Origin of the sequence: Litoreibacter sp. (assembly GCF_039974535.1) — a bacterium.
Lineage (GTDB): Bacteria > Pseudomonadota > Alphaproteobacteria > Rhodobacterales > Rhodobacteraceae > Litoreibacter.
Genome location: NZ_JBDWIU010000012.1, coordinates 13694 through 29037 on the forward strand (window position 1 = coordinate 13694; position 15344 = coordinate 29037).

General features: G+C 57.0%; 17 protein-coding genes and 1 tRNA gene. 12 read left to right on the forward strand and 6 right to left on the reverse strand.

The features are described 5' to 3' along the window. Positions 1-57: 57 nt before the first annotated feature. Positions 58-915, forward strand: coding sequence for an alpha-1,2-fucosyltransferase (locus ABJN86_RS12980; RefSeq protein ID WP_348363732.1), 858 nt, complete (start codon positions 58-60; stop codon positions 913-915). Here the strand turns inward: ABJN86_RS12980 and efp are convergent. Next, positions 912-1475, reverse strand: coding sequence for an elongation factor P (gene efp / locus ABJN86_RS12985; RefSeq protein ID WP_348363731.1), 564 nt, complete (start codon positions 1473-1475; stop codon positions 912-914). The genes ABJN86_RS12980 and efp overlap by 4 nt on opposite strands. A gap of 215 nt (positions 1476-1690) precedes the next feature. Here efp and ABJN86_RS12990 point away from each other — a divergent pair, with 215 nt between their 5' ends. Next, positions 1691-2005 carry a DUF6280 family protein gene (locus ABJN86_RS12990; RefSeq protein WP_348363730.1) on the forward strand — a complete coding sequence of 105 codons (315 nt, stop codon included), beginning with the start codon at positions 1691-1693 and terminating at the stop codon, positions 2003-2005. Between the two features lie 78 nt (positions 2006-2083). On the opposite strand, the gene ABJN86_RS12995 is transcribed toward ABJN86_RS12990, so the two are convergent. After that, positions 2084-2169: transfer RNA gene (locus ABJN86_RS12995), tRNA-Leu, on the reverse strand. A 356-nt stretch (positions 2170-2525) separates the two neighbouring features. Between ABJN86_RS12995 and ABJN86_RS13000 the strand changes: the two genes are divergently transcribed. Then, positions 2526-3572 (forward strand): AbrB family transcriptional regulator, encoded by a 1047-nt coding sequence (locus ABJN86_RS13000; RefSeq protein ID WP_348363729.1) that lies wholly within the window; start codon positions 2526-2528, stop codon positions 3570-3572. Further along, positions 3569-3997, forward strand: coding sequence for a YqaA family protein (locus tag ABJN86_RS13005; protein ID WP_348363727.1), 429 nt, complete (start codon positions 3569-3571; stop codon positions 3995-3997). The genes ABJN86_RS13000 and ABJN86_RS13005 overlap by 4 nt, the downstream gene beginning before the upstream one ends. On the opposite strand, the gene metG is transcribed toward ABJN86_RS13005, so the two are convergent. Together metG and ABJN86_RS13015 are read right to left on the reverse strand one after the other, a co-directional pair. Continuing rightward, positions 3994-5730, reverse strand: coding sequence for a methionine--tRNA ligase (gene metG / locus ABJN86_RS13010; protein ID WP_348363796.1), 1737 nt, complete (start codon positions 5728-5730; stop codon positions 3994-3996). The two genes, ABJN86_RS13005 and metG, sit on opposite strands and share 4 nt — an antisense overlap. A 63-nt stretch (positions 5731-5793) precedes the next feature. After that, complete coding sequence (locus ABJN86_RS13015; RefSeq protein WP_348363725.1) at positions 5794-7017, reverse strand: MFS transporter; 1224 nt, start codon at positions 7015-7017, stop codon at positions 5794-5796. Positions 7018-7176: 159 nt separating this feature from the next. On the opposite strand from ABJN86_RS13015, the gene ABJN86_RS13020 reads away from it, so the two are divergent. Next, positions 7177-7695 carry a hypothetical protein gene (locus tag ABJN86_RS13020; protein WP_348363723.1) on the forward strand — a complete coding sequence of 173 codons (519 nt, stop codon included), beginning with the start codon at positions 7177-7179 and terminating at the stop codon, positions 7693-7695. On the opposite strand, the gene ABJN86_RS13025 is transcribed toward ABJN86_RS13020, so the two are convergent. Then, entirely contained in the window at positions 7692-8285 is a 594-nt protein-coding gene (locus tag ABJN86_RS13025) for a YceI family protein (RefSeq protein ID WP_348363722.1), read from the reverse strand. The two genes, ABJN86_RS13020 and ABJN86_RS13025, sit on opposite strands and share 4 nt — an antisense overlap. A gap of 161 nt (positions 8286-8446) precedes the next feature. Between ABJN86_RS13025 and ABJN86_RS13030 the strand changes: the two genes are divergently transcribed. From ABJN86_RS13030 to ABJN86_RS13050, 5 genes are all read left to right on the forward strand, one after another. Beyond that, entirely contained in the window at positions 8447-9487 is a 1041-nt protein-coding gene (locus ABJN86_RS13030) for an aldo/keto reductase (protein WP_348363720.1), read from the forward strand. An 89-nt stretch (positions 9488-9576) separates the two neighbouring features. After that, complete coding sequence (locus ABJN86_RS13035) at positions 9577-10488, forward strand: 3-keto-5-aminohexanoate cleavage protein (protein ID WP_348363718.1); 912 nt, start codon at positions 9577-9579, stop codon at positions 10486-10488. After that, complete coding sequence (locus ABJN86_RS13040) at positions 10485-11006, forward strand: lipocalin family protein (RefSeq protein WP_348363717.1); 522 nt, start codon at positions 10485-10487, stop codon at positions 11004-11006. Before ABJN86_RS13035 ends, ABJN86_RS13040 begins: the two co-directional genes overlap by 4 nt. Then, positions 11003-12445 carry a carnitine 3-dehydrogenase gene (locus tag ABJN86_RS13045; RefSeq protein WP_348363716.1) on the forward strand — a complete coding sequence of 481 codons (1443 nt, stop codon included), beginning with the start codon at positions 11003-11005 and terminating at the stop codon, positions 12443-12445. The genes ABJN86_RS13040 and ABJN86_RS13045 overlap by 4 nt, the downstream gene beginning before the upstream one ends. After that, positions 12442-13188: an SDR family oxidoreductase gene (locus tag ABJN86_RS13050; protein WP_348363714.1), complete on the forward strand. Its 747-nt coding sequence runs from the start codon at positions 12442-12444 to the stop codon at positions 13186-13188. The genes ABJN86_RS13045 and ABJN86_RS13050 overlap by 4 nt, the downstream gene beginning before the upstream one ends. A 33-nt stretch (positions 13189-13221) precedes the next feature. On the opposite strand, the gene ABJN86_RS13055 is transcribed toward ABJN86_RS13050, so the two are convergent. Next, positions 13222-14082: a helix-turn-helix transcriptional regulator gene (locus ABJN86_RS13055; protein WP_348363712.1), complete on the reverse strand. Its 861-nt coding sequence runs from the start codon at positions 14080-14082 to the stop codon at positions 13222-13224. A 103-nt stretch (positions 14083-14185) separates the two neighbouring features. Between ABJN86_RS13055 and ABJN86_RS13060 the strand changes: the two genes are divergently transcribed. Together ABJN86_RS13060 and ABJN86_RS13065 are read left to right on the forward strand one after the other, a co-directional pair. Further along, a complete protein-coding gene (locus ABJN86_RS13060; protein WP_348363710.1) occupies positions 14186-14407 on the forward strand; it encodes a DUF2061 domain-containing protein in 222 nt (73 codons plus the stop codon). Beyond that, positions 14400-15305 carry a fatty acid desaturase gene (locus ABJN86_RS13065; RefSeq protein WP_348363708.1) on the forward strand — a complete coding sequence of 302 codons (906 nt, stop codon included), beginning with the start codon at positions 14400-14402 and terminating at the stop codon, positions 15303-15305. The genes ABJN86_RS13060 and ABJN86_RS13065 overlap by 8 nt, the downstream gene beginning before the upstream one ends. The last annotated feature ends 39 nt before the right edge of the window (positions 15306-15344 follow it).

The following is a 15344-nucleotide window of genomic DNA, read 5'->3' on the forward strand; positions in this document are numbered from 1 at the left end:
CGACAGATATGACAAACGTTGCGGTGCGGGGCAAGCCTTGGCCCATTGGGGAACTGAATGATCTACAGCAGAATTTTTGGTGGTTTAGGTAATCAGTTGTTTCAATACGCCGCCGCACGGGCTGTTTCGACCCGTTTGGGCCGCGAGCTTGTGCTTGATGCGCGCCTAGCTCCTCCCGGTTCGCATTGGGCATTTGCCTTGGATCACTTCAACATCAAGGCCCGCATTGGGGAGGCGTCCGAGCTTCCTCCCGCCAAGGACCGGCGTATCAGTTATGCACTGTGGCGGGCTTTCGGGCGGGATCCAAAGTTCGTTCGGGAGCGTGGGTTGGCATACCAAGCGGCTATCGCCAATGCGCCCGACAACAGTTACCTGCACGGGTACTTCCAATCAGAGCGTTACTTTGCAGATGTGTTGGAGCAATTGGGTGATGAGCTTCGCATTGTCACCGCTCCCGATGCGCAGAACGCCGAGTTTGCCGACCGCATCGCGAGCGCAGGCCATAGTGTGTCGCTGCACATGCGGCGCGGGGATTACCTAGGGACCACTAAGGGGAGCGCCACTTATGCGACCTGCGACGAGGCGTATTACTTGCGCGCGCTTGAGCGGCTGTCAGAGGGTGGCCGTGAATTGAAGGTGTTCGTGTTCTCGGACGATCCAGATTGGGTGCGTCAAAACTTGTCGCTTCCCTATGATGTGACGGCTGTTGGACACAACGGCCCCGACAAGCACTACGAGGACTTGCGGCTCATGTCATGTTGTCAGGATCATGTGATCGCCAATTCCACATTTTCGTGGTGGGGCGGTTGGCTGGATCGCAGGCCGGACGCGCGTGTGGTCGGGCCTGCGAAGTGGTTTATTGATCCTAAGATGGCGAATCCGGATATTCTGCCGGAGCGCTGGATCGCGGTTTAAGCCCGCTCTGAGTATTCCATGGACTCGGTGTCAACGATGATGTCTTCATCCACACCCACAAATGGCGGCACCATGATGCGCTCACCGTTGTCCAGAACAGCCGGCTTGAAGCTTTTGGATGCGGTTTGGCCTTTGATGACAGGCTCGGTTTCCACAACTTTGCAGGTTACCTTTTGGGGCAGGGATGCGTTAAGCGCCTCGGCCTCGTGAAATTCCACGACAGCGATCATACCGTCTTGCAGGTAGGGGCGGCGGTCGCCCAGCAGGTCGGCAGGAAGTTCGATTTGTTCGTAGGTTTCTGTGTCCATGAAGGTCAGCATGCCGTCAGTCTCGTATAAGAACTGTTGGTCTTTTTGCTCCAGACGAATTTTCTCTACTTTGTCGGCGCTGCGGAAGCGTTCGTTCAATTTCGAGCCATTCCGCAGGTTTTTCATCTCGACTTGGGCAAAAGCGCCGCCTTTGCCGGGCTTTACATGGTCCACCTTTACGGCGACCCATAGGCCACCATTGTGTTCCAATACATTGCCACCGCGGATTTCGTTTCCGTTAATCTTAGGCATTGTGTCACTTCCTTGGCAAAAGGTTGATTGGGTTCGGATCGAACCTATATCTTGGGAGGAATAGGGAGGCAAGAAGACTAGATACAGTTAAGGGTTATCCTTGGATATGCGTTGAGCGCATAACTGGTATTCCATAAATGCAATGACGAATCGGACAGTATCTGTCACAACCCCTCTACGCCCAAAGATACAAGAGCAAAAACAAAGGAAACGAAATGGCTGCTGATTTCGTTGATGGCAACGCTTTCAACTTTGAACAAGGTCAACGCGCGCGCAAATTGTTTGCGGCTGTTGTACTGGCTGCACTCGATGATGCGATTGCGGATGACAAAAAATATGGGAATGGCCCCGAGCAAATCGCTCGCTGGGCACGCTCTCGCGATGGTCGCGAAGTGCTTAGCTGCGCTGGCATCGACCCTAACGAGCGTGTTGTTTCTGGCCTGATGGAATTCGTCGGCAATGGTGTGCGCACCTCTGTCGCTCTGTCTCGCGAGGAAAGCGAACGTCGGAACCAAGCCGAAGCTGCATAAGGTTGGTATCTTGTAAGAGTTTTGAACGCGTCCCATCGGGGCGCGTTTTTTATGTGGAATTCACATAAAAAATAAAAATGGTGCGGGCGGGGGGACTCGAACCCCCACGGGCATACGCCCAACAGATTTTAAGTCTGGTGTGTCTACCATTCCACCACGCCCGCATCTGGCGTTTTCTTCTAAATTCATCTCTGAGCCTTTCGGGCCAGAAACAGTCTTATCTACGCAGCGTCTTGTTTGGTATGTCGTCTATCAAACAGACTCAAGGATAATAAATCTCATGTGTCGACCACTCCACCACGCAAGGTAGCGCGACCATAGCGGGGCGTTTCGGGAGCTTAAAGATCAAAGGACGCTTTCTGCGCTGATTTCTTTATCTTCAGGAAACGGCGTTCCGTGGCTTCGCTTGGATAACCACGGAGCCAGATCAAATGCCGGCAGATAGTATTTTGTGCAAGAGTTGAAAGTTTTCGCACGCCAACCTCTCTACTTCTGTATGTCGCAGTGGTACTTACGGACCATGCTCACGCCTCCAACTTTGCCTGCCTTGTGGAACTCCGTCTGGTCTTTAGGGATCGGGGTTGCGGGGGCGGCCTTGGGGTATCTGCTTCACCTTCCCCTTTATATGCTGACTGGCCCTGCAATTCTGGTGTCGATTTTGTCAGTATTTGGCCTGCGTCTTGGAATTACACCCTTCCTACGTGACATTGCATTTTTGTTTATCGGGATAGGCATCGGATCAGGCGTGAACGCAGAGGCTGCCGCGGCCATGTTGCGCTGGCCGCTGGCCTTTCTGGCTTTAGCGGTGATGCTGGTATTGGCCATGGTGTTAAGCCGCCTAATGCTAAGTCGCCTGCTTGGCTACGACCGCCTAAGCGCTGTTCTGGCTTCCGCGCCGGGGCATTTGAGTTTTGTGATTGCTTTAGGCGAGACCTACGGCGTCAACCTTACCCGTGTAACAGTGGCCCAATCCGTGCGCGTCTTGCTGTTGACGCTGACAGTGCCTGCGCTGGCGGCGATGATGGGCTTGGATATGTCGCAAGCCATGACCCCCATGGGCGAGGTTTTGGGCGTTGGCTATGTGGCCGTGTTGGTCGTGTTGTCACTTGCGACCGGTTGGGTGTTGGAGCGCCTTCGCGTCCCCGCACCGCTTTTGATCGGCGCGATGCTCGTGTCGTCCGTGGCGCATCTGTCTGACCTCGCTCCAGGGGTGTTGGAGCCTAAAATTACCATGGCTTGCCTTATCCTGATGGGCACGCTCATCGGGTCGCGGTTCTCCGATACCAGCGGCAAGCAATTGATCAGTTTTGCCGGTGGCGGGGTGATGATCACGGTTCTAACTACCCTGCTTGCGGTAGCATTCTCCGTTCCTGTGGCGATGTTCTTGGATATGCCCCTTGCACATGTCTTGGTGGCCTTCGCGCCGGGCGGGTTAGAGACGATGATAGTTATCGGCGCCGTATTGGGGGCCAACCCCGGTTTTGTGGCGGCCTGTCACGTGGGACGCTTGTTAGTTCTCAGCATCCTGATCCCGATCATGGCGACGCGGGCAAGGGGCAAGGAGTGATAGGCTACTTTGGGCTGTTCGCCTCCGCCTTGATTGCTGCGACGATTTTGCCCCTGCAGTCCGAGGCCGTTCTTGTGGGCTTGATGCTGGCAGGAAAGCACCCCCTTGCTGCACTCCTTGCGGTTGCGACCATCGGGAATGTGCTGGGCGCGGTGATCAATTGGGCCTTGGGGCGTCACTTGCTGCGGTTCCAAGATCGACGCTGGTTCCCCGTCTCACAGGCGCAATTGTCCCGCGCGCAAGGATGGTATCGCCGCTATGGGCGGTGGTCATTGCTGGGAAGCTGGCTGCCGCTCATAGGGGACCCGCTCACGGTTGTGGCGGGTGTCATGCGCGAGCCTATCGGGCCGTTTTTGCTGCTGGTCACGATTGCCAAGTTCGGGCGCTACCTTGTGCTGGCCATGGTAGCGCTTGCTTGGATCTAGTCGCGCGTGCCCGAGAACTTTTCGGCCCATTCCTCGCGTTGATCGTCGGTGATCTTGGCAAATAGAACCTCTGGCACGGTGAATTCATGGCCCACTGGCAGCTTGCCAAGGGCGGCTTCCACGTCGTCCGGCCAGTCCATGTTCAACGTGTTCATACCCGCTAGCATTTGGGCCGAAGCCGTTGGGATGAATGGTGCGGATAGCACTGCGTAGACGCGGATCAGGTTCAACGCCAAACGGATTTGGGCTGCGGCTTGCTCTGGGTCTGTCTTGAAGGTCGACCACGGGGCCACCTCTTGCAGGTACTCGTTGCCGGCGGTCCAGATTGCGCGCAGCTCGGCCGCTGATTTGCGCACGTCCATGGCGGCCATATGCCCCTCATAGGCGCGAATTTTGGTGGTGAGGTCAGAGATCAGCGCGGTCTCACGTTCGCCGTAAGTGCCGCCATCTGGCACCGCTGGGCTGAACTTGGAGTTACAGAATTTGGTGACGCGCGAGACGAAGTTGCCAAGCACATCCGCCAAGTCTTTGTTCACCGAGGACTGGAAGTTTTCCCACGTGAATTCGCTGTCAGACGTCTCCGGCGCGTGGCTCAACAACCACCAACGCCAGTAGTCGGCGGGCAGGATGTCCAGCGCTTGGTCCATGAAGACGCCGCGCCCTTTGGATGTCGAGAACTGGCCGCCGTCATAGTTCAGGTAGTTGAACGACTTGATGTAGTCGACCAGCTTCCAAGGCTCGCCCGAACCCATGATCGTGGCGGGGAAGCTGAGCGTGTGGAACGGCACGTTATCCTTGCCCATGAACTGGACGTATTTAACGTCGTCAGCACCCTTATCGGTGCGCCACCAGCTTTCCCATGCGTCGTCATCCAGCCCGCGCGCGTCGGCCCATTCCTTGGTTGCGGCGATGTATTCAATTGGCGCGTCGAACCACACGTAGAAGACCTTGCCTTCCATGCCCGGCCAGTCGTTGTCGCCGTCTTTGACGGGGACGCCCCAGTTCAGATCGCGGGTGATCCCACGGTCGCGCAGACCATCGCCGTCATGCAGCCACTTCTTTGCGATGGAGGTCGTCAAAATCGGCCAGTCACCTTTAGAGGTAATCCAAGCGTCGAGCTTATCCTTCAACTTGGACTGGCGCAGATATAGGTGCTTGGTTTCACGCACTTCCAAATCGGTAGACCCTGAGATGGCGGAGCGTGGGTCGATCAAATCCGTGGGGTCCAGCTGCTTGGTGCAGTTTTCGCATTGGTCGCCGCGTGCACTGTCGTAGCCGCAGTTGGGGCAGGTGCCCTCGATGTAGCGGTCCGGCAGGAAGCGGCCATCAGCGTTGGAGTAGACCTGCTTCTCGGAGACTTCCTCAATGAAACCTTCGGATTTCAAACGCCCTGCAAAATGCTGCGTCAGCTTTTGGTTCTGCGCGCTGGAGGATCTGCCAAAGTGGTCAAACGACAGGCCAAACCGATTGGCGATGTCAGCCTGAACGCCGTGCATTTCGGCGCAGAACTCATCCACAGGCTTGCCAGCTTTCGAGGCGGCCAATTCGGCAGGCGTGCCGTGCTCATCAGTGGCGCAAATAAACATGACTTCTGCCCCACGCGCACGGTTGTAGCGCGCGTATAGATCCGCAGGGAGCTGCGAGCCTACGAGGTTCCCGAGGTGCTTAATCCCGTTGATATACGGAATAGCGGAGGTGATGAGGATACGGGTCATGTGGTCGTCCTTGGCCAGTGTTGCGCTGGTTTAGCCCAAGCCTGCGCCTCCTGCCAGTGCCGGAATGCGCAAAAGACGGCCCTATTTGCGGTCGCGGTGGCGTCTAAGCAGCCTGCCGATGGTGAATGAGGTGCGCGGCGCGTAAACATATGCTGTGCGTTTTTCCGGTGTTGCGCGAACTTTTAGGCGGCTCAACCCGAAAACGACGAGGGCCACATGCGCGAGTGCCATCAGGACAAACAGGGCCTCTGGACCGTAGGCCTCCATCAGCTTTGATGCGCCAAGCGGCGAGGCTATGGCGCCCACCGCGTAGAAGAACATCAACGCAGCGGATAACTCCACCCGCTCGTCCGAGGTGGCGAAGTCATGTGCGTGCGCGGACGCCACAGAGAAGATTGGGAAGGTGGTAAAACCAAAGGCCGCAGCGCCCAACAACACCAAAGTGGTGCCTCCGGTTGCAGACATGACGGTGAAAAGGCTGGTCGCGACAGAGGCCACAGAGAGCCAGATTAAAACCCAGCGTCGGTCGTATTTATCGGCGAGCCAACCCGACGGGATTTGCGCCAAGGCCCCACCCGCCACGAAGGCGGCAAGGAAAATACCGATCTGGTCTGCTCGCAACCCTACGTCTTGACCATAAACAGGCCCAACCATCCGGAACGCCGCACTGTTGAGCCCTGCAACGACCACCCCAACGGCCGCAAGTGGCGAGCGGGCGAACGCCAGCATAGGGCGCAGCCGTGGTGCGGTTGGGGTCTCTGGCGGGCGGGCGGTGGTCAGCGTCAACGGTAGAATGGAGGCGCAACATAGCAGCGCTAGTAGGTTGTAAGAGACGTAGGACGCAGGCTCCAATACGCCGATCATCAACTGGGCAATCAACGACGCGCCCATATCCACCGAGCGGTAGGTGCCCATGGCACGGCCGCGGGTCTCGTTGGTAACTTTGGAGTGCAACCATGCCTCGATCACCGTGTAGCACCCCGCTATGCACAACCCAGAGGCGATGCGCATTACCGCCCATGCATAGGGGTTTACGATCAACATATGCGCCAGTAGCCCGATGGCCCCTGTGGCGGTGAACGCGGCAAAAGCACGGGAATGGCCAACCGACCCCATAGCGCGCGGCGCCCACCAGCAGCCAATAAAAAAACCTATGAAATGGGCCGAGCCAAGCAAGCCTACTTCGCCTTTGGTGAAATTGAGCGTCAGGCCAGACAATGCGTCCAGCGGGCCAACCCCGCCGGAGGACAATTGCAACAAAACGACCGATAGAAACAGGGCCGCGAAGGAAATCAACAGGCGCATGGGGCTATCCTTTGCGATCCCTCATGTTCCCCTGAAGTCATGCGGTACGCTATCGCGTTTGCGTCAGAAGGTGTCGTTGGGACGGAAAATTTCTGGAATGTGGGATGAGTTTGCTAAATACTAAGGGAATTAGTTATTTTATTTCGGGCGAGGTTGGACATGATCACCGCAAAACAATACGGCGCGATGATGCGCCAACAGGGCGTGTTGTGGCCTGCGCCTGCCATCGATGCCGCAGATATGAAGCAGCCCGAGGTCTCTATTTACAAAATCGGCGGGCGCGGGCTGTCCAATGCGTTTGTTTTGTCTCGCAAAAAGTGGGCTACGGTTTATGTGAACCCTGCCTATACCAGCTACCGCGCCGCCTTTGACGCGGTGATGCCGCGCACGTCTGACGGGCAGGATGTGGATCATATATTGCCGCGCTCCAAAGGGGCAGGGGCGGATTTCTTGGCGCTGGGCCGGATTGGCGGGACGTCAAACCGTGGATGGAACGATGATGAAAGTCACCAAGCTATGGCGCAAAAGGTGCGCAATATGCCGACGGCGTCGCCACATTCCTTCACGTCATTTCTAACGGATATGGAGCGCGGTTGGGCCGTCGTGACCTGCTACATCCGCCCGTTTCGCGAGTTGAATCAAAGCGTTCTGACGCTGATCGACCCAAACTCCCTTTAGCGCCGTTTCACACGGGCGATGATGTCTAGATCAATCGTATCCGCAACTAAATCCTTGTAGCCCGTGGCCCCGAAGGTCGCGCGGCTAACGCGCCCATTCGCTCGAAAGCTCAACTGGCTGAGGTCGCCAGCTTGGGTGCCGTTTTGTCTAAAGAGGGCTGCGTTTAATGTGACTGGTTTGGTTGTGCCTTTGATCGTCAAAAGCCCGTCTATTTCGGCTCCATCGGACAGGCTGCCCCGACCGTTTAGGCGAATTTCGGTGGACCGAAAGCGGATGGTGGGGTGGGTTTTGGCATCCAGAACGGATGCGGATTTCAGGGCCTCGGTTGCAAATATAAGTCCCGCCTTCGCCCGCCGTACGTTAACTTCGACGTCAATGGTGGAATTCACCAGTGCGTCAAAGTCGATCTCAACCGAAGCACGTGTCACGGGCATGCTGCCCTTGGCGTCTTGCCCGCTCAATTGGTAGACAAACCCGACGGTGGATCGGTCAGCTTGTAAGTCGTATCTCACCGGCTTCGCCCAAGCCGCACGAGCTAGGGGCATCAAAGCAAGAGATGCGAAAATTTCGCGGCGGTTTAAGTGGGGCATTTAGGAACCTAATCTAACTGGGTTGACCCTACACATTTTTTCTACGAGCGGCATGCAATTCAACTTCACAGTTCTGTGCGGCGTTTTTGAGGTTGCCACGCTGCCGTAGGTAAGTAGGCTGCCTCTTTACATTGCTGCAAACCACGACAGAGGGTTATTTGATGAAAACAGTTCGCCTTGGCCGCACCGACCTGATGGTTTCCCAATATTGCTTGGGCTCAATGACATGGGGCACGCAGACGTCGCAAGACGAAGGGCACGCGCAAATTGAGGCCGCCTTGGACGCTGGCATCAACTTCATCGACACGGCGGAGGCCTATCCGGTGAACCCGATGAACAAGGAAAACGCAGGCAAAACCGAGGAAATTATCGGCAATTGGTTTGCCAAAACCGGCCGACGTGACGAGGTGATCTTGGCCACAAAGGTGGCGGGCAAAGGTAACTACATTCGCGACGGTGAGGAAATCACCGCCAAGACGATCCGTGAGGGGGTTGAAGGCTCTCTCAAGCGGATGAAGACGGATATGATTGACCTCTACCAGCTGCATTGGCCCAACCGTGGCAGCTACATGTTCCGAAAAAACTGGGCGTATGATCCTACCGACCAAGATCGCGCGGCGACCGTGGCGCATATGGAGGAAATTCTAAGCACGCTGCACGACATGGTGAAGGAGGGCAAGCTTCGCCACATCGGTACCAGTAACGAGAGCGCTTGGGGCACTATGATGTGGCTACAAATCGCGGAGCGTTTGGGCGCGCCGCGCATGGAAACCATCCAGAATGAATATTCTTTGCTGTGCCGTTTGTTCGACACCGATCTGGCAGAGCTGTCTCACAATGAGGAGGTCTCCTTGCTGGCCTTCTCGCCTTTGGCCGTTGGTTTCCTGACCGGAAAATACCAAGGGGGCGCGGTGCCGGAAGGCTCGCGTAAGTCGATCAACAAAACCGTTGGTGGGCGCGAGTCGCCTCGTGTGCGCGAAGCAGCGCAGGTCTACCTTGATATTGCGGCGAAACATGGCTTGGACCCCGTCCATATGTCGCTGGCTTGGTGCTGCCAGCGCCCGTTCCGCGTTATTCCGATTGTTGGGGCCACCACAATGGAGCAACTGAACCATATTATCGCAGGCAAGGATTTGGTGCTGGGCCAAGAGGTGCTGGACGATATCACTGCCGCCCATAAAACCGTCCCGATGCCCTACTAAAGCTTGTCGCCAATAAACGCTTAGAAGTCGAAAACCATCTTGCGCGGCGGGTCGAAAGCTGCGCCCTTACGTCAAAAGGGAGCGTTGATATGCCATTAGAAATGAACCGCGAAGTCTTTATCACCTGTGCCGTCACCGGATCAGGCTCGACGCAAGATAAAAGTCCACATGTCCCGCGCTCTCCTAAAGAGATCGCCGATAGCGCGATTGCCGCCGCCAAGGCCGGTGCGGCAGTGGTGCATTGCCATGTTCGTGACCCTGAAACTGGCGTGCCGTCACGCGATTTGAAACTTTACCGTGAACTGACTGATCGCGTGCGCGATGCCGAGATTGACGTGGTGTTGAACCTCACCGCAGGCATGGGCGGGGACATGGTTTTCGGCCCGACGACAGCTCCTTTGCCGACAGTGGCCGGCACCGATATGGTCAGCGCCGAGGAGCGCGTGGCCCATGTCGCGGAATGCCTGCCTGAAATTTGCACGCTGGATTGCGGCACGATGAACTTCGCCGAGGCCGATTACGTCATGACCAACACGCCGGGCATGTTGACGGCTATGGGCACGATGATGACCAAATTGGGCGTAAAGCCAGAGATTGAGGCCTTTGATACTGGCCATCTTTGGTACGCCAAGCAGTTGGTCAAAGACGGCGTGCTCGAGGGTCCAGCCTTGGTGCAGCTTTGTATGGGCGTCCCATGGGGCGCGCCGGATGACCTGAACACCTTCATGGCGATGGTGAACAATATTCCTGAGGATTGGACGTTCTCGGCCTTCGGTTTGGGTCGCAATCAGATGCCAATCGCGGCGGCTAGCATTCTGGCAGGCGGCAATGTGCGCGTCGGGCTGGAAGACAACCTGATGCTGGACCGCGGCGTCTTGGCGACTAACGAGGCCCTTGTTGGCCGTGCGATTGAGATCACCGAACGCTTGGGCGCGAAGATCATCGGCCCAGACGCGGTGCGTGAAAAGCTGGGGCTTGTGAAGCAGGCTCCACGCGGGTGAGGCGTTGGTTTGCGGCTTTGGGGCTCGTGGCTCTCGCGGCTTGTGAGCCGCAACCTGCCTTTGTGCCGGACGGGTTTCGCGACACGAATGTTGCCATCACCTCGTCCATTCGGTTTGATGCCAAACGTTTTGCCGGCGATTGGGTTGTCATTGAAAGCTTCGAGCAGACCCCACGCGAAGTGGCCATCAGTCGCGTGACGTTCCGCGCAGAGGCGGGTGGATACCGCTACATCCCCCAAGCCGCGATTTCCCCCTTGGCGGCAGATGCAGAGGGTGCTGAGTGGCCATTGCTGGCGATCGGCCAGTTTGGCCGCTTAACCCAAGAGGGTACAGACCCGATCTGGGTAATCTGGGTTGACGAGGACCACCGCACAGCGGTTTTGGGGACACCATCAGGGCGCTTTGGCATGATCCTTAACCGTACGAAGACCCTGCGCTCGGACCGCCTGAAGGCCGCGCGGGAAATATTGGAGTTCAATGGGTATGATCTGGCAAAGGTCAGGAAGGTGTCGCGATGACTAAAACAGCAGCAATCCTCGGTGGTGGCGTCATTGGCGGCGGTTGGGCCGCGCGGTTCTTGCTTATGGGCTGGGACGTGCGGGTGTTCGACCCTGACCCAGAGGCTGAACGCAAGATTAACGAGGTCTTGGCCAACGCCCGCCGCTCCTTGCCGGGCCTATCCGATGGGGCGATGCCTGATGAAGGTACGCTAAGCTTCCACGCAGATTTGGCGGATACGGTTGGCCCCGCCGATTGGATCCAAGAAAGCGTGCCAGAGCGTTTGGAAATCAAGCACAAGGTCTTCGCCAGCGTACAAGCTGCATGTCGCGAGGATGCAGTGATTGGGTCGTCCACCTCGGGTTTCAAGCCGTCGCAGTTGCAAGAGGGTGCCGCGCGCCCCATGCAGATCTTGGTGACCCATCCGTTCAATCCCGTCTACCTGTTGCCGCTGATCGAGGTGGTGCCAAGCCCTGCCAATGACGCGGGCATGATCCAGAAAACCAAGGACATCCTGACTTCCATCGGCTGCTTCCCCCTTCATGTGCGCAAAGAAATCGACGCTCATATTGCGGACCGCTTCCTAGAGGCCGTGTGGCGCGAAGCCCTGTGGTTGGTCAAAGACGGTGTTGCGACCACCGAGGAAATTGACGAGGCCATCCGCATGGGCTTTGGCTTGCGTTGGGCGCAGATGGGCATGTTTGAGACCTACCGCATTGCGGGTGGCGAGGCTGGCATGAGGCACTTTATTGAGCAGTTTGGCCCTTGTCTGTCGTGGCCGTGGACCAAGCTGATGGATGTGCCAGAGCTGACCGATGAGCTGGTCGAGCAAATCGCCAGCCAATCCGACGCGCAATCGGGGATGCATAGCATTCGCGAGCTAGAACGTATTCGTGACAACAATCTCGTGTCGATGATGCGCGCACTCAAGGCGCAAGATTTTGGCGCAGGCGCGGTGTTGAACCGTGCGGAGCCTGCCAAGCCGGCGCTCGGTGATATTTCGGCCCCAATCCTGACCGTGCAACGCGCGGTGCCCCTCGATTGGACGGATTACAACGGCCACATGAACGAGGCGCGGTATCTGCAGGCCTTCGGCGATGCGACGGATCGCTTCATGGAGATGATCGGATGCGACGCGGAGTACATCGCGTCTGGCGGTAGCTACTTCACGGCGGAAACCCATATTCGCCACATCGACGAGGTCCATGCGGGCACGCGTATTCATGTGGATACCCAAGTTATGCAGGGACAGGGCAAGAAGATGCACCTGTTCCACCGCATGTATGATGGCGACAGATTGCTGGCCACGGGCGAGCATATGTTGATCCATGTCTCCCTAGAGACCCGCCGCGCGTCTGAGCCCTCGGCCGAGATAGCGGCAAAGCTTGGTGAGATCACGGCGGCCCATGCGGCGCTTGCGGCTCCTGAAGGGGCGGGCGCTGCGGTCGGCAAAAGATGAGGGCTTTGATAACAGCGGGGGGGTCCGGCATCGGGCTCGCGATGGGGCAGGCCTTCGCGGCTATAGGCGCGCAGGTCTGGGTCACGGATTTAGATGTCTCCACGGTGCCCGCTGAGTGGAACGCCACGGCGGTGGATGCCAGCGATGAGGTAGGAATGGCCGAGCTGTTCAATGCCGTCGAGGCAGAGTGGGGCGGGCTGGATGTGCTGTGCGCCAATGCGGGCATCGCGGGGCCCACTGCTGCGATTGAGGATGTGGAATTAGCCGATTGGCAGCGCTGCGTTTCGGTTAATCTGGAGGGGGCGTTTCTTGCGGCGAAATATGCGGCGCCGATGATGAAACGCCAATGCGGTGGGTCCATTATCCTGACGTCCTCCACCGCAGGTATCTACGGCTACCCCAACCGCGCCCCGTACTCGGCGGCGAAATGGGGGATCATCGGGTTGATGAAAACACTGGCGATGGAGCTGGGGCCGCACGGCATTCGTGCCAATGCAATCTGTCCAGGTGCTGTAGAGGGGCCGCGCATGGAAGGCGTGTTGTCACGCGAGGCGGAGGCCAAAGGCATGACCCGCGATCAGGTTTATGATGGCTATGCGTCAGGCACCTCCATGCGCCGCTTTGTTGAGGCGGAGGATATCGCGAATATGGCAGTATTCCTTGGATCAGACGCGGCGCGGTTGGTGTCTGGGCAGGTGATCGCCGTTGACGGGCATACGGAAAACCCTGATCCCAAAGTTTAATTCGGGCCTGAAATGAGTAGCGCCATAATCTATCTAATCCATTGTTCCCATGAGGTTGTGTAGCAGTTTTGGTATGTCGCGTGACGACATTTCGGCCTCTCTTACCAACCCGTCGAAATGCTCTGTGATGGCCTGTACGCGTTCCTTGTCGCGGAATGCTAGGTAGTTGCGACCTAGATAAATCACCGCAAGCATTGGCCCGAAAATGGTCACCGGCGCAGAGTATAATTTCCGCGCATCGAAGGCATGCAGTCGCAAGGTCGGGTAAAGTTGATCATGAAGCTTCAGCAACCGCTCGATCTGTCCACGACGGACCTCGGGCGGCAATCCTGCGTAGTATCCGCAGCCTTCCGCCATGGCGTGCAGTTCATGCAAAGGGACTGCGATTTCATAGTCAGACCCAGAGGCCCGCATCCACGTCAACTTGTCCTCGGATGCCCCAATGGCCTGTGCAGTGGTACGCCCCAAATGGGGGGTATATTCCCATTCCAGCATCTCGTGGGTCTTGAGCATGTCAGGCAGCCCAGCGGGGACGTGGCGGATTTTATAGCCTTGCGCTTCTTGGTGCCAACTGAAGATCTGCTCATCCACCAAGGCACGGGGGGCTTTGGTAAATGTGAGCGCGGAGGCCAATAGATCTGTGGCCAATTCAGGGCGTTCGGTCAGGCCTAGAAGCCAATCGGCGGACACGCCGAGCACCCGCGCGCATTCCGCCACCACTTGGGCGTTGGGCAGGCGCGCGGTCTCCGCTTTCAAGAGTTGTGAGACCGTTGAGCGATCGACGCCAATCTCCCGTGCTAGGGCGCTTTGGCTGGCCCCTTTAGCGTCCATTGCGGTCGCGATCCGTGTTCGAAACAGCTCCGCACGATCTCGTTTGTCCATATTTATCAACATATGTAGTTATATGTCACGATTGCAGAAAAATGTGAACCATACGCCAAATGGCAGGCTTGCCCGATAAGAGGTTTAAATCAGATACGCACCTCAGGATTGGTCCATGGAAAGCAAGCAACGCAGCATAGTGAAGGCCGTGATTTGGACCCTTGTAGGGTTCGTGTCGATGATTGGCGTGGGCTACGCTTCGACGGGATCGCTGTCATTAGGAAGCGGCATGGCGCTTGCGAATTCTACGATCGGACTTGTGAGTTATGTAATTTATGAACGGGTTTGGGCGCGGATCACATGGGGAACCCTGCGAGAGGGCCGCGAGGATGCGTAGACCGCAAGCCAACATTGAATGGCCTACGATGATCTTGCTGGTGACAACCTACGTCATCTGGGGGGGCGCATTGTTTTGGGTGTCGGGTTGGTCGTTGGTGGTAGGCATCATTTTGTCGGCTTTGGCAATTGCTCAGCAATCATCATTGCAGCACGAAGTCCTTCACGGGCACCCGACGCGGTGGCAATGGTTGAACGAGACGCTGGTCTGCGCCTCTTTAAACTTGGCAATCCCCTATGGCCGTTTTCGCGACACCCATTTGGCGCATCACCGTGATGCGAATTTGACCGACCCCTATGATGATCCCGAGAGCAATTTTCGGACCGAGGACAACTGGCTGGCATTGCCCAATTGGGCAAAGAGGGTTTGTCTTTTTAACAATACCTTGGCGGGGCGGATGCTTTTGGGTCCTGTCTTGGGGCAATGGTCTTTCATGAAGACCGATGCCAAACAGATCGACCGTGATATTGCTGCGAGCTGGGGTGTGCATCTTGCGACTTCCGCCGTTTTGATTTGGGTCGTGTTGCAATCGGCGATGCCGCTTTGGGCCTATCTGATGTCGGTCTATCTTGCGTTGTCAGTTCTTAAGGTCAGAACGTTTCTGGAGCATCGGGCCCATGACCAATCCCGAGCACGCACAGTGATCATCGAGGATCGCGGGCCTTTGTCATTACTGTTCCTGAACAACAACTTGCACGCTGTACATCACATGCACCCAGACGTTCCTTGGTATGATCTTCCAGCGACTTTTCGCAATCAACGGGACAGGTATTTAGCGTGCAATGAGGGGTATTTGTACAGTTCCTACAACACGATCTTTGCGCGCCATTTTCTTATGCCTAAAGACCCCGTAGCGCATCCTCTTTGGCACCGTTCCAAGGAGACGCTGGACGGCTAAGCCCGCAGGGGTGTAGACACGCGGCAGGTGGAAAACGGA

What these genes read in the sequence shown, in the direction of transcription:
- ABJN86_RS12980 (WP_348363732.1), top strand. Translation starts at nt 58, where the DNA reads ATGATCTACAGCAGAATTTTTGGTGGTTTAGGTAATCAGTTGTTTCAA.
- efp (WP_348363731.1), bottom strand. Translation starts at nt 1,475, where the DNA reads ATGCCTAAGATTAACGGAAACGAAATCCGCGGTGGCAATGTATTGGAA.
- ABJN86_RS12990 (WP_348363730.1), top strand. Translation starts at nt 1,691, where the DNA reads ATGGCTGCTGATTTCGTTGATGGCAACGCTTTCAACTTTGAACAAGGT.
- ABJN86_RS13000 (WP_348363729.1), top strand. Translation starts at nt 2,526, where the DNA reads ATGCTCACGCCTCCAACTTTGCCTGCCTTGTGGAACTCCGTCTGGTCT.
- ABJN86_RS13015 (WP_348363725.1), bottom strand. Translation starts at nt 7,017, where the DNA reads ATGCGCCTGTTGATTTCCTTCGCGGCCCTGTTTCTATCGGTCGTTTTG.
- ABJN86_RS13020 (WP_348363723.1), top strand. Translation starts at nt 7,177, where the DNA reads ATGATCACCGCAAAACAATACGGCGCGATGATGCGCCAACAGGGCGTG.
- ABJN86_RS13025 (WP_348363722.1), bottom strand. Translation starts at nt 8,285, where the DNA reads ATGCCCCACTTAAACCGCCGCGAAATTTTCGCATCTCTTGCTTTGATG.
- ABJN86_RS13030 (WP_348363720.1), top strand. Translation starts at nt 8,447, where the DNA reads ATGAAAACAGTTCGCCTTGGCCGCACCGACCTGATGGTTTCCCAATAT.
- ABJN86_RS13035 (WP_348363718.1), top strand. Translation starts at nt 9,577, where the DNA reads ATGCCATTAGAAATGAACCGCGAAGTCTTTATCACCTGTGCCGTCACC.
- ABJN86_RS13045 (WP_348363716.1), top strand. Translation starts at nt 11,003, where the DNA reads ATGACTAAAACAGCAGCAATCCTCGGTGGTGGCGTCATTGGCGGCGGT.
- ABJN86_RS13050 (WP_348363714.1), top strand. Translation starts at nt 12,442, where the DNA reads ATGAGGGCTTTGATAACAGCGGGGGGGTCCGGCATCGGGCTCGCGATG.
- ABJN86_RS13055 (WP_348363712.1), bottom strand. Translation starts at nt 14,082, where the DNA reads ATGTTGATAAATATGGACAAACGAGATCGTGCGGAGCTGTTTCGAACA.
- ABJN86_RS13060 (WP_348363710.1), top strand. Translation starts at nt 14,186, where the DNA reads ATGGAAAGCAAGCAACGCAGCATAGTGAAGGCCGTGATTTGGACCCTT.
- ABJN86_RS13065 (WP_348363708.1), top strand. Translation starts at nt 14,400, where the DNA reads ATGCGTAGACCGCAAGCCAACATTGAATGGCCTACGATGATCTTGCTG.